This window comes from Nocardioides sp., from assembly GCF_036503465.1.
GTDB lineage: Bacteria > Actinomycetota > Actinomycetes > Propionibacteriales > Nocardioidaceae > Nocardioides.
The window spans coordinates 16,122-40,065 of record NZ_DASXWU010000039.1 but is presented as its reverse complement, the minus strand read 5'-3'; the positions used below and the strand labels follow the sequence as shown (position 1 = coordinate 40,065).

Below are 23,944 nucleotides of genomic sequence, written 5' to 3'. Positions count from 1 at the left end.
GTCACATCACGTCTCGCCGTCGAAAGGACGACCCATGACCACCTCCACCGCCACCGCGCCGACGCAGGCCCCGACCGACACGACCTGGCTGCGGCTGGTCCAGGCATCGATCGCCGTCGGAGTCGTCGGGCTCGTCGTGTTCGGGTACGTCGGAATGGCCTTCACCACGATCAGTGAGGGCGACTTCGAATACACCGCCGACTACTGGTACACCGGCTGCGGCCTCCCGATCGCGCTCGCCGGCATCGGCATCGCGCTCGGCGTCCACCGGCTGCAGCACGGCGCGGACGGCCGCCTGGGGCGCATCGGGGTCTGGGTGAACACTGTCGCCCTCACCGAGCTCTTCGTGCAGCTGGGCTGCTCGGTCGTCGTCGGGAGCGAGCTGCGCTGGGGTCCGTCGTACGTCGTGGCCTCGCTGCTGACCTTCGTCGGCACCGCCCTGCTGGCCGCAGGCTCCTGGCGGGTCGGCCTGCTCCCCCGCTGGATGCTCGGGGTCTGGCCACTGATCTGGATCCTCGGCTCGTTCGCGGGCACCGGTCCGGTGCCGTTCCTGCTCGCGGGGTTCCTGGTCCTCCTCGGCGTCATCCTCGCCCGCCGGGTCGACTCCCGGAGCTAGCGAGGCCTGTCGAAATGTCCGCGGCTCGCTCGACGTAGGGGCAACCACCGCACCTCCCGGGTGCGGCCCCTACCTCGAGGAGTCGCCATGACCACCACCCAGACCACCCGGACTCGCCGCATGACCGCGCACGCCGAGCCCGCCCGGGCGTCGCGTCCCCGGGCACGACGCGTCCTGGCGGGCGGCGTCGGTGCCTCCGCCGCCGGTGCCGTCGTCCTGCTCGGGTACGGCGCCCTCGCGGTCGCCCTCCACGGCCCGATGCAGGCCGGGGACCCCGGAGCCGCCGACGCCACCCCGATCAACGCAGCCAGCTTCCCGATCGGGCTGCTCTTCTGCGCGGTCGTCGCCATCCCGCTGGCCGTGGCGATCGGGCGTTTCGCCTCCCGCCCGACGCGGACGTTCCGGCACACCGCGATCGTCCTGACGGCCGTGTCGCTGGTCGCGCCGATCGGGGCCACGCACACCGACGTCGCGACCCGCTTCCTGCTCGCGGGCGGCCACGTCGTCGCCGCGGCCGTCGTCATCCCCTTGATCATCCGGGCGCTCCGTACGACGCTCGATTGACCACGCACACGAAGAGGTGGACCGATGCCTGAGCGCGAGCCCGTCGACACCACGAACCTGGACCAGTACCAAGACACGCCGCTCGTCTGGAGCAGAGTGCGTGACCTGCTCGTCGCCGAGCGCGGCGAGGCCCGCTCGTACTTCCTCGGGACCATCGGATCCGACGGTCGGCCGCACGCCGCGGGCGTGGGCGCCGTCTGGGTCGACGGCGACCTGTACGTCGTCGCGGGGCCGGGCACCCGCAAGGCGCGCAACCTCGAGGCCAACCCGGCCTGTACCGCGTCGGTGTCCCTGAGCGGGATGGACCTCGTCCTCGAGGGCGACGCCTCCCGCGTCCACGACGCCGAGACCCTGGAGCGGCTGGCCGCGGTCTACCGCGAGTCGGGCTGGCCCTGCGAGGTGCAGGGCGACGCCTTCACCGCGCCGTACACGGCACCGAGCGGCGGACCGCCGCCGTGGAACCTGTACCGCGTCACCGTGCACACGGCGTTCGGGGTCGCGAGCGCCGAGCCGCCGGGCGCCACCCGCTGGCGCTTCGGCTGAGGTCAGACCGGGCGTCTGGCCAGGGCCACGCCGGTGATCAACACGAACAGAGCCCACACCAGGAACCCGGCGAGCCCGACGAACAGCCAGGCGGCTCCCTCGGCGATCGGCACCGCGAACACCGAGGCCACCAGCAGGCAGGCAGCGCCTGGCAGTGCCAGTCCGGCGAGCCACGCGGGGACGAGCCCGTTCGCGCGGGCCGCGCGGGACAGGCCCAGGAGAGCCACCGCGATGGCGGCCAGGTTGAGCCCGAACGCGGCGCCGTCCATCGCCCACATCGCCGAGGCGACCTCCGGCGCGGAAGCGAGGTCATGAAGGTCAGCGACGAGCGCCGCCTCGACCAGGTTCACGACGGAGAACAGGGCCGCGATGGTCACGACGGACAGCGTTCCCAGCTGCGCCCACCAGCGCGCGTTCCGGTCGGCACGGGTGGCCGAGACCACCCCGGCGGTGAACGCGAAGAGCCCGATCAGACCCAGCGGAAACAGCGCGATCGGCACCACCATCGCGGTCCGGTGGCCCTCGGCGTACGCCGTCACGGAGGCGCCGGAGGCCCCGAAGTGTGGCGCTCCGGCGCGGATCGCATTGTCCACCACCAGCAGCAGGACGAAGAGCAGACCTCCGCCCCCGGAGATCCGGCCGAGCCGACCTCCCACGCTGCTGCTCCCTGTCTGGGACGTGGTCGCCTCTCCAGCGGTCGCCGCGGTCATGGTGTGCCCCTGAGTAGAGTCCGGTTCAGGGCGAGAGAACGTGAACTCTCTGATCTGAATACAATTCTATTCAGTAGAACATCGATCTAGCGAGGTGTCAACGATGCCTGCCCCACGCCCGAACCGGCGCGAGGTCGCGGCCCTCGCCACCCGGGACGAGATCCTGCGCGCAGCGCGCCGGCTCTTCGCGGCGGAGGGGTACGCCGCCACCTCGATCCAGCAGATCGCGGCCGAGGCCGGGGTGTCGGTGCAGACGATCTACTCCAGCGTGGGCTCCAAGGCCGCCCTCGTGCTCGCCCTGAACGACCTGATCGACGAGGAGGCCGGGCTGCGTGAGGCCGCGGCCGCACTCGAGGCCGAGGACCGGCCGGAGCAGATGATCGCCCTGGGCGTGCGTCTCACCCGCCGGCTGAACGAGCGCTGCGGGGACCTGGTCCGGGTCCTGGTGAGCACCGCACCCTCCGAACCGGACGTCGCCGCCACCTACGAGGAGGGGCTCCGGCGTCATCGCAGAGGCGTGACCGGCCTGACCGCCAGGCTGGCCGAGATGGGTGCGCTCTCGCCGGACATGACGGCCGATCGAGCCGCCGCGGCGTTCTCGATGATGACCTCCCCCGCCAGCTGGCTCCAGCTGACCGGTCCCGACGAATGGAGCTTCGACGAGGCCGAGACGTGGATCGCGAACTCGCTGTCGACGCTGTTGCTGGGGGGACGCAAGCGGCGGCGTTGACCGCGGTTTCCCGGCCGAGGCAGCGAAACCGCATCCGACCTCGTACACTTGTCTCATCGGCACCGGCGGGTGGCCGACCGATCTGGTCCCCACTCAGCGCCGGGTGTCCGCCGTCAGGGCGCGACACGGGCCGAGGGGTTCCGATCCGGGATCGGATCGGGCTGTCGAGATCAGACCCCGCCGAGGTTGGCGGGACGCCGGCGGCGGGCTCAGCTCGCCGGCGACGGGGATTCGCGCTTGAGGAAGAGAGCGACTGGTTGGCCACACAGCGTCGACGCCGGTCCGGGAGCACCCGGACAGGTCAGCGGTCCGGCAACCGCGTCCGGAACCGCGACAACGAGGGCATCATCCCGGTGCTCGCGATGGCGGTGCGCGAGGTCGAGCGCGCGGTCGCCGGACGGCAGCTGACGTCGGGTCAGCGGGCACGGTTCCAGGCCGCCGCGCTGCTGGCGCGCGCCGAGCGGGCGAACGTCCGCAGCGACGAGTCGCTGACACCGGCGCAGCGTGACACCCAGCTCAAGCGGCTCGAGGGACTGGCCACGATCCTCGCCCAGATCGCGACCCGAGAGCCGTCGCTGTTCTCGCTGCTGCAGGAGGACGCCGAGGTCTCCGACGCGACGCGCCGGCTCGAGCGCGAGATGCAGCAGCAGGCGGGCATCGAGGTGGAGGACGAGCCGGAGCCGGAGCCGACGTACCCCCTCGTGGGGCGCGACCGGACCGCGCTGCCGCAGTCCGTCGTCCAGGCGCAGCTGGCCAACCCGTTCCAGGTTCCCGACTTCAGCCAGACCGCGCCGAAGGTGCACGGCTATCTCGCCGGGTGGGAGCTGATCGAGCCGCTGCTGAACTCCTTCGAGCAGGCCGCGCCGGGCGCACCGGCGAGCATGTCGCTCCCCGAGCCGCGGCCGATCCTGCTGCCGGACGGCCTCGATCTGATGCCGCACCAGGCGCGGCTGCTGGCCGCGGTCGCCGAGGGTCACCGCACCTTCCTCCTCGCCGACGAGCCCGGCCTCGGCAAGACCGCGCAGGCCCTGCTGGCCGCGCAGGCGGCGAACGCCTTCCCGCTGCTGGCGATCGTGCCGAACGTCGTGAAGACCAACTGGGCGCGCGAGGCGAAGATGTGGACGCCGAGCCGTTCGGTCACCGTCGTGCACGGCGACGGCCTCGACGTCGACGGGTTCGCCGACATCGTGGTCGTCAACTACGAGGTGCTCGACCGGCACGTCGGCTGGATGGGCGAGCACGGCTTCCGGGGCCTGGTCGTCGACGAGGCGCACTACATCAAGAACAAGAAGTCGCAGCGTTCGCAGAACGTCCTGGAGGTCTCCGACCGCATCCGGCAGCGGGTCGCGCGGCCGCTGCTGATGGCGCTCACCGGGACGCCGCTGATCAACGACATCGACGACTTCCGCGCGATCTGGCAGATGCTGGGCTGGATCGACGAGAAGCGGCCCGGCAACGTGCTGATGGCCGCTCTCGAGGAGACCGGCTTCACGCCGGCCGACCATGCGTTCTACCCGGCCGCGCGGCAGTCGGTCGTCGACCTCGGCATCGTGCGTCGTCGCAAGGTCGACGTCGCGGCCGACATCCCGGCCCGCCGGATCGCCGACCTGCCGGTGGAGCTCGAGGGTGCGATGGGCCGCTCGATCCGCGAGGCCGAGGAGCAGCTGGCCAAGCGGCTGGTCGGTCGCTACCGGGCGGCGCTCGAGCACCGTCGTACCGGCTACTCGATCGTGGGTGTCGACGGCATCGACCACGAGCTGGTACGCCGCGTGGCCGAGCGCGAGATCGCCGAGGGGTCGGAGTCCAAGACAGGCGACAACGTCTTCACGATGGTCCGCAAGATCGGTCAGGCCAAGGCCGAGCTCGCCACCGACTACGCCGTGCAGCTCGCCCGCAGCGCCGGCAAGGTGGTGTTCTTCGCCAAGCACCTCGACGTGATGGACACCGCCGAGGAGATCTTCGCCCGCCGCGGCGTAGGGGCGACGTCGATCCGTGGCGACCAGACGCGCAAGGCGCGCGACGAGGCGATCGACTCGTTCGTCAACGACCCCGACACCCACGTCATCGTGTGCTCCCTGACGGCCGCCGGGGTCGGGATCAACCTGCAGGTCGCCTCCAACGTCGTCCTGGCCGAGCTGTCCTGGACGAACGCCGAGCAGACCCAGGCGATCGACCGGGTCCACCGGATCGGCCAGACCGAGCCGGTGACCGCCTGGCGGATCATCGCCGCCCAGACGATCGACGCCAAGATCGCCGAGCTGATCGACAGCAAGGCCGGCCTCGCCGCGCGCGCCCTGGACGGTGCCGACGAGGAGGCGACCTCGACCGCCGACGTCCAGGTCGAGACCCTGGCCGCGATCCTCACCGAGGCGCTCACCGAGGCTGCCGACGACTGACGCGGAGCCGGGCCTTCTCACAAACTGGCCCACAAACGGCGCCATGGGTGGGCCGGGAGAGTCGTCTGTGGGCCAGTTTGTGCGCCAGCCCCTAGAGTCCCGAGGGTGAGCATCCTGCCCCTGCTGCCCACCTCGTTGGTCGGCAGCTACGCCCAGCCGGACTGGCTGATCGACCGGGCCAGGCTGGCCGGGCGGTTCCCGCCGCGGGTGCGGGCCAAGGAGCTGTGGCGGGTCGACCCGGAGCACCTCGACCAGGCCCAGGACGACGCGACCCTGCTGGCGATCCGAGCCCAGGAGCGGGCCGGGCTCGACATCGTCACCGACGGCGAGATGCGGCGTGAGTCGTACTCCAACCACTTCGCCACCGCGCTCGACGGCATCGACATCGACAACCCGGGCACGGCGCTCGACCGCAGCGGCCATCCCAACCCGGTGCCGCGGATCGTCGGCCCGATCGAACGGCCCCGGCCGATCGAGGTCGAGGACCTGACCTTCCTCCGCGAGAACACCGACCACACGATCAAGATGACCGTGCCGGGCCCGTTCACCATGTCGCAGCAGGCCCAGAACGACTTCTACACCGACGCCGAGTCGGCCGCGATGGCGTACGCCGCGGCGGTCAACGCGGAGATCAAGGACCTGCACTCCGCCGGCGCCGACATCGTCCAGATCGACGAGCCCTACATGCAGGCGCGTCCCGAGCCGGCCCGCCAGTACGGACTGGCCGCGCTCAACCGGGCCCTCGAGGGGGTCACCGGCACCACGGCGGTCCACATCTGCTTCGGGTACGCCGCGATCATCCACGAGAGGCCGGAGGGCTACTCCTTCCTCCCCGAGCTGGCCGGCTGCACCGCCGACCAGATCTCGATCGAGACCGCGCAGTCGGGTCTGGACCTCGGCGTCCTGGAGGACCTCAGCGAGAAGACGATCATCCTCGGCGTCATCGACCTCTCCGACCACGAGGTGGAGTCCGTGGAGACGGTTGCCGGCCGAGTACGTCGCGCTTTCGACCACATCGCTCCCGACCACGTCACCATCGCCACCGACTGCGGCATGAAGTACCTCCCCCGCGCCAGCGCGGAGGGCAAGATGCGCGCGATGGCCGGGGCGGCCGCCGTACTCCGGGCCGAGCTGTCGAGGTAGCCCCCCGGGGCATTCGCGCCACCGCGTTGTGCCGTGCTCGCGCCCGGGTCACACTGGAACGCAGAACCCTCCGAGGTGAGTGCGATGACGCACGGACACACGCTGACGATGACCGTCGACGCCACACAGCGGTCGCTGGACCAACGGCTACGACACGCGCTGCTGCCCCACGACAACCCTCGGCGGCCGCGCGACCACTACGCGGCCACCGACACCTTCCTCGCCGCCACGAGCCGTCACCTGGCCGCCGTCGAGGCGGTCCTGGTCGCGGAGGTGCGCCGGTCGATGCCGGACGGCGAGAGCCTCTGCCACGACTACCTGCACACCGCCCGCGAGCTCGAGCTGACCCTGGCCTGGGTCAAGGGGAAGCTGTACGGCGAGGCGCACGCGATCTACCTCAAGTGGCCCGAGCTCTGGGCGGACGTCCGGTCGCTGCTCGACGAGCACAACCGCCTCGAACGTCGCATGGTCGCCGAGCTCATCCGGCACGGCGACCCGCGAACCGTCGACGGACTCGCGCGGCGGATGTTCGACGCCGAGACGCACGGCCCGACCCGCCCCCACCCGCGCACGCCGCACACCGGCCTCCTCGGCCTCGCCTCACGGCGGATGTGGGCCCTGGCCGACCGGGTCTGGGACGCCGCCGAGGGCCGGGTGATCCCAGACCCCGTGCCGCCCACGCCTCATCGCCACGACAGCCTCGTCGCGCAGTACCTGGTGGCAGACCCGAAGTTCGACGCCTCGGCGACCGTCGTGGACCACCACAAGCGGCACACCTCGAGCGACTAGCTCGAGTGGTCCGTGATATGCCCGGGGACGCTTCGTAGCGCGTCCCCGGGCACACGACCTGGCCGGAGCGAGGGTCAGTCGCAGTCCTCGAGCTCGATCTCGACGATCAGCTTCTTGATCTCGACCTCGCGCACCTTCTGCTGCCGCCGCTCGAGGGCCCGGATCAGCGACTCGGCGAGGCCGTCGACCTTCGGGTCGTCCTCGCAGCCGCAGTCGTCCGAGTGCTCGGGGTGGCCGGTGCCGGGGTCGGGCTCGTCCTGCCCCGGGCGGTTGGGCCGGGTGATGGTCGGGTCGAGCTGGTAGGACATGCCGCCGACCAGGATGCCGTTGACCCGGGCAGCCACCTGGATCGTCCGCTGCTCGGCCGCCTCGACGTCCTGCGGCCCGAACTCCTGCCCAGGAACGAGCCGCATGTGGACCTCGCGGCTCTCGCCGGGCTTGAGCTCGAACGCGTCCCCGCCACGGTTGGTGAACAGGAGCTTCCAGCCGCGCTGGACCAGCAGGCCGGGCAGCGTGTGCTCGAGCGTCACCACACCGGCGGTGGTGAGCGGGTTCTTCGCCTCGAACGTGAGGTCGGAGAACTCGTCCACGAGCCCCGTCGTACCACCGGGCACGGGCGCGACGTTGCGCTGGCCGATGTTGTTGTCGTGTGGCACCAGCCGCCACTCGGGGATGGAGTCGCCGGCCGCGATGTGGTCGACGTTGGACTCGTCGCCGGTCGCCGAGACGATCATGAACATGCACTCGTGCCCCACGTGGCGGGGTGTCCACTCGAACGGTCCGACCACGATCTCCCCGGAGCTGTTGGCCGGCACGTTGGCGGCGCCGAGCTGCGCGGTCGTCATCGGGAGCCAGTCGTTGGGGTAGGACAGGCCGGCCGCGGGGTTGGCGTGGTAGGCCTTCACGACCACGTTGGTCGCGGTCTGGGTGCCGCGGTTCTTGATCTTCACGTAGGCGTAGTTGGTGCGGTTGGTGATCGGGTCCTCGTGCGTGGTCCCGCCGTCGGCGTGCCGCCGGTTCCAGATGCTCTGGTTGTCCCAGAACACCGGCTGGTAGGTGTACTCGCCGTGCCGGCCGTCCTCGACGTACACGTCGACCGCGGGCGGCGCGCCGACGTTGTTGTTCGGCGTCGACGTGCCCGCGGGCTGGAACATGCCCTGCTTCTCGAACGCCCAGCGGATGACCTTGCGGTAGGCGCCCCCGGTGATGTTCTCGCTGACCCAGTCGCCGGCGTCCGCCGTCTCGAGGGCGGCCTCGAAGCCGACCGCCGAGCCCGGGTTGGTGGACGGTGTCAGGGTGCCGATCGCGCGCATGATCAGGTAGACGGCCATCCGCGCCGCGAACCGCTGCGTGTTCACGTCGGTCGAGTCGCCGCCGATCGAGCGGTACAGGCGGAACAGCGTGGTCGACAGGATCTGCTCGTTGTTGTAGCCTCCGCCGTCGCCCGAACCGAACGGATTGAGCGCGATGCTCCCCGCCCAGCCCCAGCCCGCGGCCGGCGTGCGGTCATGGCGCCGCGCGATCACCGAGGAGATCCACGGGAACGTCAGGAACCGGTCCGAGGCCTGGGTCCCGGGGTCGGTGAGGATCGCCGCGACGCTGTCGCCGGCGCTGTGCGCGAAGCCGAAGTTGGGCGAGTGCACGTGGTTGTAGAGCACGCCGTGGCCCCCGAGCTCGTGCAGCACCACCCTCAGGTCGTCGGCGATGCCGACCGGGTGGCTGGTGTCGCCGCCGTCCGCGAGCTGGAACGTCGTCCGCAGGATGCCGGCGCCGCTCGACGTACCGATGCAGTGGGCGTTGACGGTGTTGGGTCCACCGGTGAAGCCCCGGAAGTCCACCGAGGTCGGGAACGTCGTGCCCGGCAGGTACGCCGAGCGCGTGAACCCCATGCCGTCGAGCAGCCGGAAGAACCAGTCGCAGTGGACGTAGGCGTTGACCGCCGAGAACTCGTTGGTGCGCGAGTCGTAGTCGAAGTTGTTGCCCGCCGGCCTGGTCGGTGGCGCGACGGTCGGCTCCTCCGAGTCGATCAGGGCGACGGTGTCGCCCGACAGGGCCTGGACGCCGTTGGCCGGCGCGCCGAGACCGAGCAGGGTCCTCGAGACCCGGTAGGGGTTCAGCGCCGTGCTGGTGGCGCTCGCCGCAGGGCCGGCGGAGGTGGACGGGTCGATCTCGAAGACCAGACCGGTGACGTCGTCGACGAAGGGCCGGACGTAGAGCGCGGTCAGGGTGTCGACGTCGATCAGCGCCGTCCAGTTGAGCGCGCCGTACCCGGGCATCGCGAGCCTGAAGTCGACCTTGGCGCACACCCGGTGCTCGCCGGGCCGGATCGAGTCCGGCACGGCTGGCAGCGGGAGCCGCGGCTGGCTGCTGTCGGAGTCCGTGAGCTCCTCGGCGGCCACGGTGATCACGACCCGCTCGGGGTCACGTTGCCGGTGCTGGGGGTCGAAGCGGTGGACGACCAGCGTGCGGCGATCGATCGCGATCGAGCGGCGTACCGGCTGGCGCTCGCCGCCGTCCTGCGCCGGGATGCCGAGGACCTGGGACAGCTGTGGCCCGGTCAGCGCGAGCGCACGCTTGACCTTCTTGGGGTCGGGCTGGGCGACGTTCACGTCCTCGTGCTGCGTCGACTGGGAGCTGACGACCCGGAACGGCGCGGAGGTCAGCTGGACCGCGACGCCCGCCTCGAAGACCGGGAGGCCGAGGACCGTCTGCTGGTAGGCGACCGTCGTGGTGTCGAACTGCGCCTTCTCGCCGGAGAAGCGCAGCTCCACGGGAGCGTCGACGGGCGTGGTGGAGGGCGACTCGGCCAGGGTGGCCAGCGCCGTCGGCGTCAGGCCCAGGATGTCGCCGAAGCTGTGCAGGTAGCGGGACGCAGCCAGCTGCGGAGTCGCGGCCGGTACGGCGTAGGGCGAGCCGAGGTGGCGCAGGTGCAGCACCTGCCCGTCGGTGTCGCGGTCGATGTAGACGTCGCGGGCGACGTCGAGCTCTTGGATCATGGTTGCTTCTCCCGTTTGGGCACCGATCCCCTGCCGGTGCTTGGGACGAGGAGCCCCGGCGCCTCACCCCTGATACGGCCGGGGAGGCCCGGATCCGCCGGGCTCGGAGGCGATCAACGTTCCGGTGCGAGCACCAGGTCGAACGCGATCCGCGCCCACGGGCCGGCGATTTCCCGGCCGTCCGGGGTCGGCGTCGTGGGGATCTGCTGGTGGACGTCGACGACCAGGGAGTCGCGGACGCCGAAGACGCTGTCGGAGTCGAGGTGGGCGTCGCCACGCGGGAAGACGTGGGTGACCAGGGTCCGGTAGCCCTCGGCCACGACCATCAGGTGCAGGTGCGAGGCGCGCATCGGGGAGCGGCCGGTGGCACGGAGGAGCTCGCCGACGGGGCCGTCGTCTGGGATCGGGTACGGCGTGGGGGTCACCGCCCAGAAGCAGTAGCGGCCCTGGTCGTCGGTGTGGAGGTGGCCGCGGCCGGCGACCCGCTCGTCGCCGTACTGCACGTCGTACCGGCCCGCGGAGTCCGCCTCCCAGACCTCGAGGCGCGCGCCGGCGACCGGCTTTCCGTCTGTGTCGGTCACCGTGCCCTCGACCCAGCACGGCTCGCCCGGCGCACCGTGCGCGACGTCGCCGCCCGGCCCGATGTCCGGGGAGCCCTGCACGAAGAAGGGGCCGAAGACCGTGGCCTCGGTGGCGTTCGCGTAGGCCTCGTTGTTGATGGTGATCGTCTGCATCGACGCGCCGAGGACGTCGGAGAGCAGGATGAACTCCTGTCGCCGGTCGTCGGTGATGTGGCCGACCGCGGTGAGGAAGTCGATCGCCCGCTTCCACTCCTCCTCGGTCAACCGGGTCTCGCGCAGGAACGCGTGCAGGTGCCGGGTCAGCGCCTCCACCAGCTGCTTCGTGCGGGGGTCGGGGGTGTCGGCGTACGACGCCAGGACCCGCTCGACCAGCGCGGCCTCGCGCTCCTGCTGCTCGGCGGAGATCTCGCCTGGAGTGCCGTCCATGCCGGCTCCTTCCCGTGCCGCGGCCACCATGCCACGTTCCCGGGGGCGCGAGGGGGTCGGCCGCCTGAGGGGAAGCCAGGGGCTCCTCTCAGGCGGACGACCCGGTGGGGCTCAGGCGGCAGCGGCGCCTTCCGGCACCTCGTCGACCGGCGCCGACGCCTCGTCGGCCGGCGATGCCACGGTGTGCCGGTGGCGGGCGATGCCGAGGGCCGCCAGGGCGGCGAGGACCGAGATGCCGGCAGCCGTGAGGAGGGCCGGCTCGTACCCGGAGAGGGTCGAGGCGGGTGTGGCCAGCGACCCGTGAGCGTCGAAGACCACGGTCACCACGGCAACACCGGCGGCCTGGCCGATCTGCTGAAGGGTGTTGAGGACCCCGGCGGCGCGGCCGAGCAGTGCCGGCGGCGCGGCGTTGAGGCCGGAGGCGGACGGCGCGGGCAGCGCCATCGAGATGCCGACGCCGGCCAGCACGAACGGCGCGACGAACCCGCCGTACGACGCGTGCGTGTGCGCCTCGTGCAGCAGCCACACGAACCCGACGGCCTGGAGCGCCAGACCGGGCGCGGCCAGCGCCCGGGATCCGACCCGGTCGATCAGCCGGCCGGCGACGGGCGCGACGAGCAGCGGCGTCATCGTCCACGGCAGGAACCGCAACCCGGTGCCGAGCGGCGAGTCGCCGCGCGAGATCTGGAAGTACTGGCTGGTCACGTAGGCCGTCGCGAAGATCGAGGCCGCCATCAGGAACGACGTCAGCGACGACGCCGCGAAGATCCTCGACCGGAACAGCGACAGCGGCACCATCGGGGCGGGTGCCACCGACTCCCAGCCGAGGAAGGACGCCAGCAGGACGACCCCGAGGGCAAGCGCGACCAGCACTTCGGCCGACCCCCAGCCGGCCTCCGGGGCGCGGAGGACACCCCAGACGAGCGCCGCCATGGCGCCAGACGCGGTGACCATGCCCAGCGGGTCCAGCCGGGTCCGCGGGCCGAAGGTCTCGGGCAGCACCCGCAAAACCGCGACCGCGGCAGCGAGACCGAGGGGCACGTTCACCCAGAAGACCCAGTGCCAGTCCAGTCCCTCGGTGACGGCACCGCCGACCAGTGGCCCCGACGCGACACCGAGCCCGGCGACACCGCCCCAGATGCCGACGACCGCGCCCCGACGCTCGGCGGGGAACGCCGAGGTCAGCAGGGTCAGCCCGAGCGGCATCACGACCGCGGCACCGAGGCCCTGGACGGCCCGGAAGGTGATCAGCGTGCCCAGGCTCGGCGCGAGTGCGCACGCGGCCGAGGCCAGGCTGAACAGCACCAGCCCTCCGGCGTACGTGCGTCTCCGGCCGAGCCGGTCGCCGAGCGCGGCCGCGGTGATGATGCCGGCGGCGAAGGTGAGGGCGTAGGCGTTGATGATCCAGGGCAGGCTGCCGGCTCCGCCGCCGAGGTCGGCGTGGATCGACGGCAGCGCGGTGACCACGACGAGCGCGTCGAGGGTCACCAGCAAGTAGGCGCCCGCGGTGAGCAGGACGGTCAGCCGTGACATGAGACTTCCTCTCTGCCGCCGGCGACCGGGTGTCACCGGCGTACGAAAGGGCAGACGGGAGGCACGTCGGGAACTGGGCGCCGCCGGACCGCCCAGTTCCGCGGCCTGGGGACGTCTACACCTTCAGCACCCCTGTCGGCGGGGTGCGAGAGGGTCTTGGAGTTGCGAAGGTGGAGACATGGACACAGACCTCCCGCCGGATCTGCTGGGGCGGGCGCGCGCGGGCGACGAGGACGCGTTCGGCGAGCTGGTCGCGCCGTACCGGCACGAGCTGCAGGTGCACTGCTACCGCATCCTGGGCTCGCTGCAGGACGCGGAGGACGTCCTGCAGGAGACCTTGCTGTCGGCCTGGCGCGGGCTCGGCGGCTTCGAGGAACGGTCGTCGGTGCGCACCTGGCTCTACCGCATCGCGACCAACCGCAGCCTCGACGCCGTCCGCGCGGGTGCCCGCCGGGAGGGTGCGATGACCCCGCGCTTCAACGACTTCACGCCGCCCGAGCCGACCGACTACGGCGAGGTGCCGTGGCTGACGCCGTACCCCGACGACCTGCTCGACCTGCCCGACACGACGCCGGGGCCGGAGGCCGTCGTCGAGCAGCGGGAGGCGACGTCGCTGGCGTTCGTCACGGCGCTGCAGCTGCTGCCCCCGCGGCAGCGGGCGGTGCTGATCCTGCGCGACGTGCTGGGCTATCGGGCCGCCGAGGTCGCAGAGATCCTCGAGACAACGGTCGAGTCGGTGACCAGCGCCCTGAAGCGGGCGCGGGCCGCGGTCGACGCCGACCCGACACTCGTCGAGCGCCGTCACCAGGCCCCGGCGCCCGAGCCGGGGTCGGCCGAGGAGCGGCGGATGATCGAGGCGTACGTCGACGCGTTCACCACCCACGACGTCGACAAGCTGGTCGCGATCCTGAGCGAGGACGTCTGGCTGAAGATGCCGCCGCTGCCGTTCGAGTACCACGGGCGCGACGCCGCCATCGGCTTCTTCACCGCCGTCGTGCATCCCCGCCATCGCCGGCTGCGGCTGGTCCACACCCGAGCGAACGGCTGCCCCGCCAGCGGCATCTACGCCCACGACCCGGCCACCGACACCTGGCGGGCGACCGGCCTGGTGGTGGTGGTCATCTCCGGAGACCGGATCACCGAGCTGACCCGCTTCGAGGCCGGGCTGATGGGGAGCTTCGGGCTCCCCCGCATCCTGGAGTGAACGACCGCCTTCTAGGCTCGCGGCGTGACCGCGCTGCAGATCGTGCTCAGCGTGGTCGCGTTGGTGGTCGCGATCTGGCTGGTGGTGCTGATCGTGCGGGACCTGGAACCCGACGACTACCTCTACGGCGCGCTCGGGCTGCTCGAGATCGGGCTTGTCGCGCAGCTGGTGATCGGGCTGGTGATGGTCTCGGGCGACCACGGCGGCGTGAACGTCGCGGCGTACGTCGGCTACCTGGTCGCCTCTCTCGTGGTGCTGCCCGCGGCGTTCTTGTGGTCGGTCGGTGAGCGCACCCGGGCCGGCACCGGGGTCCTGCTCGTCGCGGTGATCGTCGTACCGGTGCTCTTCCTGCGGCTGCACCAGCTGTGGGGCGCCCGGTGAGCGCCTCCACGCGGACCGGCTTCGGCCGGATCCTGGTCTTCGTGTACGGCGTGTTCGCGCTCGCCGCGACCGCCCGGGCGCTCGTGCAGCTGGCGACCCAGGCCTCGAAGGCGCCGGTCGCCTACTCGCTGTCGCTCTTCTCCGGCCTCGTCTACATCGTGGCCACCTGGGCGCTGGCCACCGACCGACGCCGGGTCGCCCTGGTGACGATCTGCGTCGAGCTGACCGGGGTGCTCGTGATCGGCACCCTCAGCCACCCCTCCGACATCGACCGGGCCAGCGTCTGGTCGGACTACGGCAACGGCTACGGCTTCGTCCCCCTGGTGCTGCCGTTCATCGGCCTCTGGTGGCTCTGGAGCCTCGGCCGTTCTTCCTCGCCTGGCTGAGGCGGCGCCGGCGGTTTCCCCGGTGGACCGGGGATCCATGACGTTCTCGGGCGAAATTTCCCCCCAGAACGTCAGCCTTCCCCGGTGTACCGGGGAAACCGCCGGCCCCGTGACTACAGCACCTGGGTGCCGTACATCTCCCCCAGGGGATCGGCGAGGAGCTCGAGGCGGGCGCCGTCGGGGTCGCGGAAGTAGATCGACTTCTCGCTCTCGACCAGGTACTCGACCCCGGCCGCGTCCAGCTTCCCGCGCAGGTGGTCCCACTTCTCCTGGCTGACCGAGATGGCGAGGTGGTGCAGCCCGCCCAGCACCTCGGCGTACGGCCCGAGGTCGAGGCCGGGGAGGTCGAAGAACGCCAGCAGGTTGCCGTTCCCGATGTCGAAGAAGAAGTGGTTGGAGCCGGCGTAGTCGCGGTTCTCGAAGATCTCGGTGAGCGGGAACTCGAGCAGCCCCTGGTAGAAGTCGATGGTCGCCCGGACGTCCGAGCAGATCAGCGCGAAGTGGTGCAGCCCCTGCGCGCTGCTCGCTGGCCGGGCTCCGGGCTCCTGCAGGTAGTCGGCCCTGATCCGGTCGCGCTCGGCGTTGATCGCCTCCAGGTCGATCGTCATCTCGATCCTCCCCTCGCTGGTCGCACCATCATCCAGTGGTGCTCGCGTGCGCGCCAGGGGAGCGCCGACGCGGCCGCGCCGCCTCCCGGACGTAGAGCACCGAGAGCCCGTCGCTGCCCGACGGCACTTCCTTGACCTCGAGCCGCGGCAGGTCGGCGACCAGGGTGCTCAGCTTGGAGTAGCCGTAGTTGCGCGAGTCGAACGTCGGGTTGGTGTTCACGACGTACGACCCGACGGCGGACAGCGCGGCCCAGCCGTCGTCCTTGGCGTTGGCCTCCACGGCCCGCAGCAGCAGGTCGGTCAGCTGCTGCGCCTGGCTCCTGCTCGCCGAGGGGGTCGCGGTCTTGGCCGGCGTTGCAACCTTGGCCGCCTTCTTCGCGGCCTTCTTGGCGGTCGCCTTCGCCGCGGCCGCCTTGGACACCGGTCGGTCGCTCCCCGACGTGTCCTCACCCACCAGGACCTCGACGTAGGTGAACTGGTCGCAGGCGTTCTGGAACGCCTCGGGCGTCTTCCGCGCGCCGATGCCGTACACGCGCTTGCCGGACTCGCGCAGCCGCATCGCCAGCCGGGTGAAGTCGCTGTCGCTGGAGACGATGCAGAACGCGTCGACGGTTCCGGAGTACAGCAGGTCCATCGCGTCGATCACGAGCGCGAAGTCGGTGGAGTTCTTGCCGACCGTGTAGGCGAACTGCTGCACCGGCTGGATGGCGTACGTCGCGAGCTCGGGGCGCCAGTTCTTGAGGTGCTCGCTGGCCCAGTCGCCGTAGCCGCGCTTGATGCCGAGCGTCCCGTGCTTGGCGACCTCCCCGAGGATCGCGCCCGTCCACTGGTGGCTGATGTTGTCGCAGTCGATCAGCACCGCGACCCGCGCGTCACTCATCCCAGCTCCTCGCGATCGCTGTCGACATCGGCATCGGGATCGGGAAAGGCCACCAGGGCGCGGCCACCCTCGCCGCGCTGCATCCGCTCGAAGGCGGCCGGTACGTCGGCCAGGGTGATCCGGTCGGTGATCGTGGACGCGAGGTCGAGGCTGCCGTCGGCGACGTACGGAAGGAGGCCCTCGATGTCGCGGCGGGCGTCGCTGTTGCCGTAGATGCTGCTGACCAGCGTCCGCGAGAAGTGGAACAGCTCGAGCGGGTTGAAGGTGACCTGCTGGTCCCTCGGCCCGACCCCGACGACCACGCAGGTTCCGCCACGGCGTACGGCGGTCCAGGCCTGCCGGATCGTGGCCGCCGACCCGACGCACTCCAGCGCCTGGTCGGCGCCGCGGCCGCCGGTGAGCGCCCTGACCTGCTTGGCGAGGTCGGGCGAGGCGACCAGGAAGTCCGTCGCACCGGCGTCGAGGGCCAGCGCCTCCTTCGAGCCGGCCACGTCCACGGCGATGATCCGATCCGCGCCGGCCAGCCGAGCTCCGGCCACGGCCGAGAGGCCGACACCGCCGAGTCCGATCACCAGCACCGAGTCGCCGGGCTGTACCTGGGCGGCGTTCCGGGCGGCGCCGACGCCGGTGAGGATCGCGCATCCGAGCAGTGCCGACTCAGCCAGGGGGACGTCGTCGGGCAGCGGTACGACGGCGTCGGCACGGACGACGACCTCCTCCGCCATCGCGCCCAGCCCCAGGCATGCTTCGAAGGTCGAGCCGTCGGCCAGCGTCCCGCCCGGGGCCCCCGTCACGCCCTCGATCGTCGAGCACAGCCACGGCTCTCCGTGACCGCAGTGCCAGCAGGTGCCGCACGGGACGGCCCAGTTCAGCACCACGTGCTGCCCGAGGTGCACGCCTGTCGACGTGGAGTCGGTGCCGACCTCGGTGACGATGCCGGACGCCTCGTGGCCGAGGACCTGCGGGTACGACGGTCGCAGGGTGCCGTTGGCCATCGACAGGTCCGAGTGGCAGACGCCGACGCCGGCGATCCGGACCCGGACGTCGCCCAGCGGACGCAAGGTCACGTCCTGCACCCCGAGCTCGCCGGGACCGGTGGCCACCAGTGCCTGGGTCATGGGTCAGACCCTAGGGCCCGTCAGGTGAGGAACCGGAGCGGCTCCTCGAGGAGTCCGGCCAGGTGTGCCAGCCACCGGGCCGCGACGGCGGAGCGGATGCGCTGGGCGTCGCAGGACAGGGAGATGGTCATCACCCGGCCGGGCACCAGCCGGCCACCCTCCACCACCGGCCGCACGACCACCGAGCCGACCGTGAGCACGACCGGATGGAGCGGGGTTGCGTCGAGGTAGCCCTCCTCCACGCCCTCGGTGCCGAGGTCGACCACGGTCACGGAGGCGGGCTCCAGCTCGTTCGCCGCCAGCCGTCCCTGGCGAGCGCGCGCGTCGAGGTCGGCCAGCGTCGTGGTCAGCGAGCTGACGGTCATCAGGTTGGCGACGTGCACCACCGGGGCGACCGTGCCGCGCCTGGTCCACCGCTGCACGGCCACGTCGGCGATCGGCGACCTGTCCGCTCGCAGCGGGACCCGGCGGCTGGTCACCGCCACCGCCTTGACCATGAGCGCGATCAGCGAGACCGAGTCGAGCTTGGAGACGATCGCGAGCAGCTCGTCGGCCCGGACCACCTCGCGCAGCTGCACCCGGCGCACCGTTCCGGCGCCGTCGGCCGCTCTCGGCTCGGAGACGAGCACCGCGTCCACGACGGCCTCCGCGACCGCGTCCGCCCAGCCCACGACCCGGCGTACGACGACGGGCTCGTCGAGCGGCTCCACCGAGGCCGCCTCCACGAGCGCCTCGGCTGTGTCGGGCACGGTGTCGGGCACGGTGTCGGGCACGGTGTCGAGTCCGGTGTCGAGTCCGGTGTCGAGTCCGGTGGCCGGGTCCGGCTCGAGTCCGGGATCCAGGTCGGTGGCGGGCTCTGCTTCCGGCCCGACGTCCAGGTCCGGCTCCAGTTCGGGGTCGAGCTCCGCGTCCAGCTGGGTCTCCAGGTCCAGCTGGGTCTCCAGCTCGGGGTCAAGCGCGGAGTCGAGTCCGGCGTTCAGCCCGTTGTGCGGCGCGGACTCATGGGGCGGCCAGGTGGTGGCATAGAGCGGGTCGTCCGACGACACGGTCCGCAGATGGACGGAGGTGTCCTGCGCATCGGGTGCCACGGCCAGGCCGAGCTGGACCATCAGCTGCTCGACGTCCTCGATCACCTCGCCCGGGGCACCGAGCACGGCCAGCGGGCTGCCGGGCGCCACCGCGTCTCCAGGCTCGACCAGCGACTTGATCAGCACGCCGGGCTCGGCCACCTCGATGCTCAGCAGGGAGCTGTCCGTCTCGACGGTCGCGATGCTCTGGGCACCGACGAAGTCGCCGGACTCGCCCACCAGCCAGGCAGTGAGCGTGGCAGACGTCGGGTCGTCAGCGACCTCCGGCATGCGCAACACCCGCGCCACGTGTCCCCCCAAGGACTCGTTACGAGACAACCGATCCGGCTGCCCCCCAATGAGGTCCCGGGACCTCATCGACGAGGGCACCGTAACCCACCCCGCGACCCCCCACCAGGCACCAAATGGACTAGGGGAACAACGTGTCGCGCCCAGAATCGCGTCCACCGCGGCAGAATTCTCCGCGCCAGAGGGGAGCCCATGTCCGAGACCGACCCAGTCCGCCAGGTCTGCGTGCTGCTGCGCGACGGGCGCGTGCTGACCGACGAGGCGTCCCGGCTGCCGTCGTACGACGAGGAGCATCCCTGGATCGGCCTCGAACGCCGCGCCCGGACAGCCGGTGACCCGGGCGCCGTCCTGGTGATGCCGCAGGTCATGGTCGGCTCGGAACCGACCACGCTGCTCAGCGTCTTCGCCTCGCGGCCGGGCAGCTCGGCGGGTGGGGCCGTCGACGGGACCTGGACGGCACTGGACGACGTCGCGGAGGCCGACCCGGCGGTCCTGGCGGCGCTGCGGGAGGCCGCACTGGTCGAGGGCGGGCTCACCGAGACGCCGGCACGACGGCCGGCGTGGTTCAGCGCCGGGTGGTACGACGAGGTCGACGCCTGGATCGACGCCCGGCTCGCCGCGAGCGGGAAGTCGCGCGCCGGAGAGACGGTGCCGGTGAAGGCGTGGAGCCTCTCGGCGGTGCTCAGGGTCCCGAGCGACCCGTCATCCGTGTGGTTCAAGGCGTCGTGCCGCCACTTCCACGCGGAGCCGGCGCTGACCCGCCTGGTCGCCGAGATGCTGCCCGAGCACGCACCGACCCTGGTCGCCGGCGACGACGACCGGGCCTGGCTGCTCCTCGAGGAGATGCCCGGCGCAGCAGCGGACGACGACGACGAGGACGAGCCGTCCGCCGGCCTCGGGGTCGCGGCGGCCCGGATCGCCGCCACCCTGCAGCTGCGCTCGCTCGACCACCTCGACGAGATCGAGGCGGCCGGGGTGCCGGTGCGCGGACTGAGCGAGACGCTGCACGGGTTCGACGAGATCCTGGTCAGCAGCGTCGAGCTCGACGAGCTCTCTCGCGAGGAGCTCGCGTCCGCCCGGGGCATGCGCGACGACGTCCACGCCGTGGTCGAGGAGCTCGCCTCGCTGGGTCTTCCCGAGACCCTGGTGCACGGTGACCTGCATCCCGGCAACGTGGCCCACGACGGCGACTCGATCGTGCTCTACGACTGGAGCGACGCGGCCGTCTCCCACCCGTTCCTCGACCTCGCCCACCTCACCGGGAGGCTGCCCGAGGAGCAGCGCGACGCCGTCCGCGAGGCGTACGCCGCGGTCTGGCGCACGGCGTACCCCGACGCCGACATCGGCCGCGCCCTCGAGCTGGCCGAGCACGTCGACACGATCTACCAGCTGGTGACCTACGAGCAGATCTACCGTGCACAGGAGGACGCGTCGTACTGGGAGATGCGCGGTGTCGTCGCCCGCTCCCTCCGCAAGCTGCCGGCCAGGTTCCCGAGGCGCGGCTGACCGTCGTACGCCGGTGGTCGAGGTGCGTGCTGGCGCGGCCTCGGAAGCACTGCCAGGATCGCGGACGTGACATCGGGACCTGCACAGGACGAGGTACGCCGGCTGCTGGGGCTGATCGAGGAGCTCGACCCGAAGATCCGGTCGGTCAACGCGGTCAACCCGCACGCCCTGGCGGAGGCCGAGGGGCTCGACCGCGAGACGGCCGCCGGGCGCAGCCGGTCGCCGCTGCACGGGCGCGCGGTGCTGGTGAAGGACAACATCGACACCACCGGACTGGCCTCGACCGCCGGGTCGCTGGCGCTCGCCGACGAGCCGCCGATGCGGGACGCCACGCTGGTACGCCGGCTCCGCGAGGCCGGGATGGTGGTCGTCGGCAAGACCAACCTCAGCGAGTGGGCGAACATCCGGGACCCGCATTCGACGTCCGGCTGGAGCGCCCACGGCGGTCTCACCCGCAACCCCTATGCCCTGAACCGCACCGCCTGGGGCTCCAGCTCCGGCAGCGGCGCGGCCGTCGCAGCCGGGTTGGCCGCCTTCGCCGTCGGGACCGAGACGGACGGCTCGATCACGGCCCCCGCGGCCGCCTGTGGGGTGATCGGGCTCAAGCCCACCGTGGGGCTGGTGCCGACAGAGGGCGTGGTGCCGATCTCGTGGAGCCAGGACTCGCCCGGCCCGATGGCCCGGACCGTCGCCGACGTCGCGGCTCTGCTCGACGCGATGGCGGGGACCAGCACCCTCGACGACCTGGAGCGCAGCGTGCGCGACCGGCGGATCGGCGTACCGCGTGACCTGTGGGGGTACAGCGCAGCGGCCGACGCCGCCTCCGAGCGGGCGCTGGAGCTGCTGTCGAAGGCCGGCGCGGTCGTCGTCGACGACCTCGCGCTGCCGGCGTTGAAGGACCTCGACGAGGACATGGAGCTCACCCTGCTCCTCGTCGAGCTGAAGGTCGGGCTGGCGAAGTACCTCGCCACCCGCGACGCGGAGGTGCGCACGCTCGCCGACGTGATCGCCTTCAACCGGGAGCACGCCGAGCAGGAGCTGCCGTGGTTCGGCCAGAGCTTCCTCGAGCGTGCCGAGGAGACGGAGGGCGTCGCCTCCACGGCGTACCTCGAGGCGGTCGACGCCTGTACGGCGGCCGGTCTGGCCGAGCTCGACCGCACGCTGGGCGAGCACGAGGTGGACGCGTTGCTGGCACCGGCCATGGCGCCGGCGACGCCGATCGACCTGGTCAACGGGGACGTCTACGCGGGCGGTTCGGCGACGAGCTCCAGCGCGCTCGCGGGTGCTCCCATCCTGACCGTCCCGGTGGAGCTGGCTCGCGGGTTGCCGGTCGCTGTCTCGGTCTGGGCCGCTCGTGGCCACGAGTCGACCCTGCTGCAGCTGGGGCATGCCCTGGAGTCCGGTCGCGACGCGAGCACCGGCCCGTTGCCGGAGCCGACCTTTCCGGAGTGGGTCTGACCACGTCGGGGGGCGCGGTCTTCCACTAACTGGCATACAGACCGGACTCACGAGAGCTTCGCAGGTCCGGTTTGTATGCCAGTTAGCTCCCGGTCCCTCCCGGCGACGGCGCGGTCACCCGCTCTCGTAACCCGGCGGCGAGCCCGCCCACAGTGAGGGCGTCGAAGCCCTCACCGAGGGTGCCGGCCAGGCGACGGTGCTTGACCGGCGTGAGGCGGAGGCGGAGCTGCACGTGGGTCACCGGACCATCGGGTGCGTCGTACGCCGCGAGCACGATCGCCCAGGAGCCGAACGTGCGTCCGCGCTGGGTGGTCAGCACCAGGGCACGCGGCGGATCGACGTGCACGACCTCGAAGGTCTCGTGCCGCCCGCCCCAGTCCGGGATCACCGAGCCGACGCGGAGCACCTGGAGCGAGGGGTCGATCCTGCGCAGGGCGCGCCGCGACGGCGGGATGAGCCGTTCGACATTCGTCGGGAGGTACCACCCGGCCCGCTTCTTGCCGAGCTGGACGAACCACGGCCAGACGTTCTCGGGTCTCGCCGGCAGGTCGAACGCGCGATCCATCACCACGTCCGGCCCCGGGACGAGGTCGTCGCCCGGCAGCGCGCGGGCGACATCCTACGCGGACGCCTCGACCGACTCGAACATCCGCACCCCTGTCCAGCTTCGTGGGCGATTCGTCGGCTTCGTGGGGGGTCGCGACCCACACGAGGCTCGGGATTACCCGCCTGGGCGGGTGATCCGACCGCTACGCCGCAGGAGCGAGAGCCCGCCGTTGCTCCTGGACCAGCCGCGCCTGGAGGGCACGGCGGACCTTCGGGCTGCCGGTGGTCATCTCGTAGAGCCGCTTGAGCTGGACCGGCAGGTTCCGCGCGTTCGTCGTGTCGAGCCAGCCGTTGGGCAGGGACAACCGGATCACCTTGTGCCACGCGGAGTAGACCTGCAGCGGCAGCGGGCGGGCGCAGTAGGCGAGGTCGTAGCGCTCGAAGAGGGCCTTCACCTTCGGCGCGATCTCGCCGTAGCGGTTGGACGGAAGGTCCGGGAACAGGTGGTGCTCGATCTGGTGCGACAGGTTGCCGGTCATGATGTGCATCAGCTTCGAGCCGGAGATGTTGGCCGAGCCGAGCATCTGCCGCAGGTACCACTGCGGCTTGGTCTCGCCCTCGATCGAGCGGGTCTCGAAGGTCTCGACGCCCTCGGGGAAGTGGCCGCACATGATCACCGAGTGCGACCACAGGTTGCGGATGGTGTTGGCGGTGAAGTTGGCCAGCATCGTCGGCAGGAACGACGGGCCCGAGAGCAGCGGGTGGACCACGTAGTCCTTGGCGACCTGCTTGCGGAGCTTGCGCAGCACGGCCTTGGCGTCGTTCTTGAACTTCTCGGTGTGCCTCTTGCCCTTCCGGAGCTCGCCGCGCAGCTCGAGGTCGTAGGCCGCGATGCCGTACTCGAAGAAGAGGGCGTTGAGGAAGTTCCACAACGGCTGCCCGAGGTGCATCGGGTGCCACGGCTGGTCCTCGTCGACGCGCATGATCCCGTAGCCGAGGTCGTTGTCCTTGCCGACGACGTTCGTGTAGGTGTGGTGGAGCTCGTTGTGGCTGTGCTGCCACTGGTCGGGCGGGGTGATGTGGTCCCAGTCCCACGTCGTCGAGTGGATCTTCGGGTCGCGCATCCAGTCCCACTGGCCGTGCAGGACGTTGTGCCCGATCTCCATGTTCTCCAGGATCTTGGAGACCGCGAGGCCCGCGGTGCCGACCAGCCAGGCGGGCGGGAACAGCGACGCCAGGAGTACGACGCGGCTGCCGAGCTCCAGCGACCGCTGCGTCTTGATCACGCGTCGGATGTAGCGCGCATCGCGCTCGCCCCGGGTGTCGATCACGGAGGCACGTATGGCGTCGAGCTCCTTGCCGATCAGCTCGATGTCCTCGGGACTCAGATGGGCGATGGGGTTCGCCTGACCGATGGTCGCCTTCTTCTGGATGGTGGTCATCCGTCTACCTCC

Annotated in this window: 22 protein-coding genes; 12 read left to right on the top strand and 10 right to left on the bottom strand. The window is 71.4% G+C overall.

Annotated features, from left to right (window positions below; all coding sequences use genetic code 11):
- Positions 1 to 34: 34 nt before the first annotated feature.
- The 3 genes from VGK78_RS06820 (at position 35) to VGK78_RS06810 (ending at position 1,723) form a co-directional block, all read left to right on the top strand.
- Positions 35 to 616 carry a hypothetical protein gene (locus tag VGK78_RS06820; RefSeq protein ID WP_331526792.1) on the top strand — a complete coding sequence of 194 codons (582 nt, stop codon included), beginning with the start codon at positions 35 to 37 and terminating at the stop codon, positions 614 to 616.
- An 87-nt stretch (positions 617 to 703) separates the two neighbouring features.
- A complete protein-coding gene (locus VGK78_RS06815; protein WP_331526791.1) occupies positions 704 to 1,180 on the top strand; it encodes a DUF6069 family protein in 477 nt (158 codons plus the stop codon).
- A gap of 24 nt (positions 1,181 to 1,204) precedes the next feature.
- Positions 1,205 to 1,723 (top strand): pyridoxamine 5'-phosphate oxidase family protein, encoded by a 519-nt coding sequence (locus tag VGK78_RS06810; RefSeq protein ID WP_331526790.1) that lies wholly within the window; start codon positions 1,205 to 1,207, stop codon positions 1,721 to 1,723.
- Positions 1,724 to 1,725: 2 nt separating this feature from the next.
- Here the strand turns inward: VGK78_RS06810 and VGK78_RS06805 are convergent, their stop codons facing one another.
- The gene (locus VGK78_RS06805) at positions 1,726 to 2,379 is read right to left on the bottom strand and encodes a hypothetical protein (RefSeq protein ID WP_331526789.1); all 654 of its coding nucleotides are present in this window, start codon (positions 2,377 to 2,379) and stop codon (positions 1,726 to 1,728) included.
- 157 nt (positions 2,380 to 2,536) lie between these two features.
- Here VGK78_RS06805 and VGK78_RS06800 point away from each other — a divergent pair, with 157 nt between their 5' ends.
- The 4 genes from VGK78_RS06800 (at position 2,537) to VGK78_RS06785 (ending at position 7,491) form a co-directional block, all read left to right on the top strand.
- Positions 2,537 to 3,163 (top strand): TetR/AcrR family transcriptional regulator, encoded by a 627-nt coding sequence (locus VGK78_RS06800; protein WP_331526788.1) that lies wholly within the window; start codon positions 2,537 to 2,539, stop codon positions 3,161 to 3,163.
- 257 nt (positions 3,164 to 3,420) lie between these two features.
- Positions 3,421 to 5,559 carry a DEAD/DEAH box helicase gene (locus tag VGK78_RS06795; protein WP_331526786.1) on the top strand — a complete coding sequence of 713 codons (2,139 nt, stop codon included), beginning with the start codon at positions 3,421 to 3,423 and terminating at the stop codon, positions 5,557 to 5,559.
- Positions 5,560 to 5,664: 105 nt separating this feature from the next.
- The gene (locus tag VGK78_RS06790; RefSeq protein ID WP_331526784.1) at positions 5,665 to 6,702 is read left to right on the top strand and encodes a hypothetical protein; all 1,038 of its coding nucleotides are present in this window, start codon (positions 5,665 to 5,667) and stop codon (positions 6,700 to 6,702) included.
- Between the two features lie 84 nt (positions 6,703 to 6,786).
- Positions 6,787 to 7,491: a hypothetical protein gene (locus VGK78_RS06785; protein ID WP_331526783.1), complete on the top strand. Its 705-nt coding sequence runs from the start codon at positions 6,787 to 6,789 to the stop codon at positions 7,489 to 7,491.
- Positions 7,492 to 7,565: 74 nt separating this feature from the next.
- Here VGK78_RS06785 and VGK78_RS06780 read toward each other — a convergent pair whose 3' ends face one another.
- The 3 genes from VGK78_RS06780 to VGK78_RS06770 form a co-directional block, all read right to left on the bottom strand.
- Positions 7,566 to 10,487, bottom strand: coding sequence for a hypothetical protein (locus tag VGK78_RS06780; protein ID WP_331526781.1), 2,922 nt, complete (start codon positions 10,485 to 10,487; stop codon positions 7,566 to 7,568).
- Positions 10,488 to 10,600: 113 nt separating this feature from the next.
- Positions 10,601 to 11,494 (bottom strand): intradiol ring-cleavage dioxygenase, encoded by an 894-nt coding sequence (locus VGK78_RS06775; RefSeq protein ID WP_331526780.1) that lies wholly within the window; start codon positions 11,492 to 11,494, stop codon positions 10,601 to 10,603.
- 111 nt (positions 11,495 to 11,605) lie between these two features.
- Positions 11,606 to 13,027 carry a DHA2 family efflux MFS transporter permease subunit gene (locus VGK78_RS06770; protein WP_331526778.1) on the bottom strand — a complete coding sequence of 474 codons (1,422 nt, stop codon included), beginning with the start codon at positions 13,025 to 13,027 and terminating at the stop codon, positions 11,606 to 11,608.
- A gap of 178 nt (positions 13,028 to 13,205) precedes the next feature.
- Here VGK78_RS06770 and VGK78_RS06765 point away from each other — a divergent pair, with 178 nt between their 5' ends.
- From VGK78_RS06765 to VGK78_RS06755, 3 genes are read left to right on the top strand one after another with little or no spacing between them, the layout of a single operon-like run.
- The gene (locus VGK78_RS06765; RefSeq protein WP_331526777.1) at positions 13,206 to 14,231 is read left to right on the top strand and encodes a sigma-70 family RNA polymerase sigma factor; all 1,026 of its coding nucleotides are present in this window, start codon (positions 13,206 to 13,208) and stop codon (positions 14,229 to 14,231) included.
- 24 nt (positions 14,232 to 14,255) lie between these two features.
- On the top strand, positions 14,256 to 14,612 hold the full coding sequence (locus VGK78_RS06760) for a hypothetical protein (RefSeq protein WP_331526776.1): 357 nt from the start codon (positions 14,256 to 14,258) through the stop codon (positions 14,610 to 14,612).
- Positions 14,609 to 14,998 carry a hypothetical protein gene (locus tag VGK78_RS06755; RefSeq protein ID WP_331526775.1) on the top strand — a complete coding sequence of 130 codons (390 nt, stop codon included), beginning with the start codon at positions 14,609 to 14,611 and terminating at the stop codon, positions 14,996 to 14,998. The genes VGK78_RS06760 and VGK78_RS06755 overlap by 4 nt, the downstream gene beginning before the upstream one ends.
- Positions 14,999 to 15,111: 113 nt before the next feature.
- On the opposite strand, the gene VGK78_RS06750 is transcribed toward VGK78_RS06755, so the two are convergent.
- Genes VGK78_RS06750 through VGK78_RS06735 form a run of 4 tightly spaced genes read right to left on the bottom strand, consistent with a single transcriptional unit; the run spans position 15,112 to position 18,962 of the window.
- Positions 15,112 to 15,606, bottom strand: coding sequence for a VOC family protein (locus VGK78_RS06750; RefSeq protein WP_331526774.1), 495 nt, complete (start codon positions 15,604 to 15,606; stop codon positions 15,112 to 15,114).
- A 28-nt stretch (positions 15,607 to 15,634) separates the two neighbouring features.
- Positions 15,635 to 16,486, bottom strand: a complete 852-nt coding sequence (locus tag VGK78_RS06745) for an NYN domain-containing protein (protein ID WP_331526773.1) — start codon at positions 16,484 to 16,486, stop codon at positions 15,635 to 15,637.
- Positions 16,483 to 17,604 carry a zinc-binding dehydrogenase gene (locus VGK78_RS06740; RefSeq protein WP_331526772.1) on the bottom strand — a complete coding sequence of 374 codons (1,122 nt, stop codon included), beginning with the start codon at positions 17,602 to 17,604 and terminating at the stop codon, positions 16,483 to 16,485. The genes VGK78_RS06745 and VGK78_RS06740 overlap by 4 nt, the downstream gene beginning before the upstream one ends.
- 20 nt (positions 17,605 to 17,624) lie before the next feature.
- The gene (locus VGK78_RS06735) at positions 17,625 to 18,962 is read right to left on the bottom strand and encodes a 2-oxo acid dehydrogenase subunit E2 (RefSeq protein WP_331526770.1); all 1,338 of its coding nucleotides are present in this window, start codon (positions 18,960 to 18,962) and stop codon (positions 17,625 to 17,627) included.
- A 210-nt stretch (positions 18,963 to 19,172) separates the two neighbouring features.
- Here VGK78_RS06735 and VGK78_RS06730 point away from each other — a divergent pair, with 210 nt between their 5' ends.
- Entirely contained in the window at positions 19,173 to 20,486 is a 1,314-nt protein-coding gene (locus VGK78_RS06730) for an aminoglycoside phosphotransferase family protein (protein ID WP_331526768.1), read from the top strand.
- Positions 20,487 to 20,552: 66 nt separating this feature from the next.
- Positions 20,553 to 21,944, top strand: a complete 1,392-nt coding sequence (locus tag VGK78_RS06725) for an amidase family protein (RefSeq protein WP_331526767.1) — start codon at positions 20,553 to 20,555, stop codon at positions 21,942 to 21,944.
- An 82-nt stretch (positions 21,945 to 22,026) separates the two neighbouring features.
- On the opposite strand, the gene VGK78_RS06720 is transcribed toward VGK78_RS06725, so the two are convergent.
- Complete coding sequence (locus VGK78_RS06720; RefSeq protein WP_331526766.1) at positions 22,027 to 22,509, bottom strand: hypothetical protein; 483 nt, start codon at positions 22,507 to 22,509, stop codon at positions 22,027 to 22,029.
- Positions 22,510 to 22,693: 184 nt separating this feature from the next.
- Entirely contained in the window at positions 22,694 to 23,932 is a 1,239-nt protein-coding gene (locus VGK78_RS06715) for an acyl-CoA desaturase (protein WP_331526765.1), read from the bottom strand.
- Between the last annotated feature and the right edge of the window lie 12 nt (positions 23,933 to 23,944).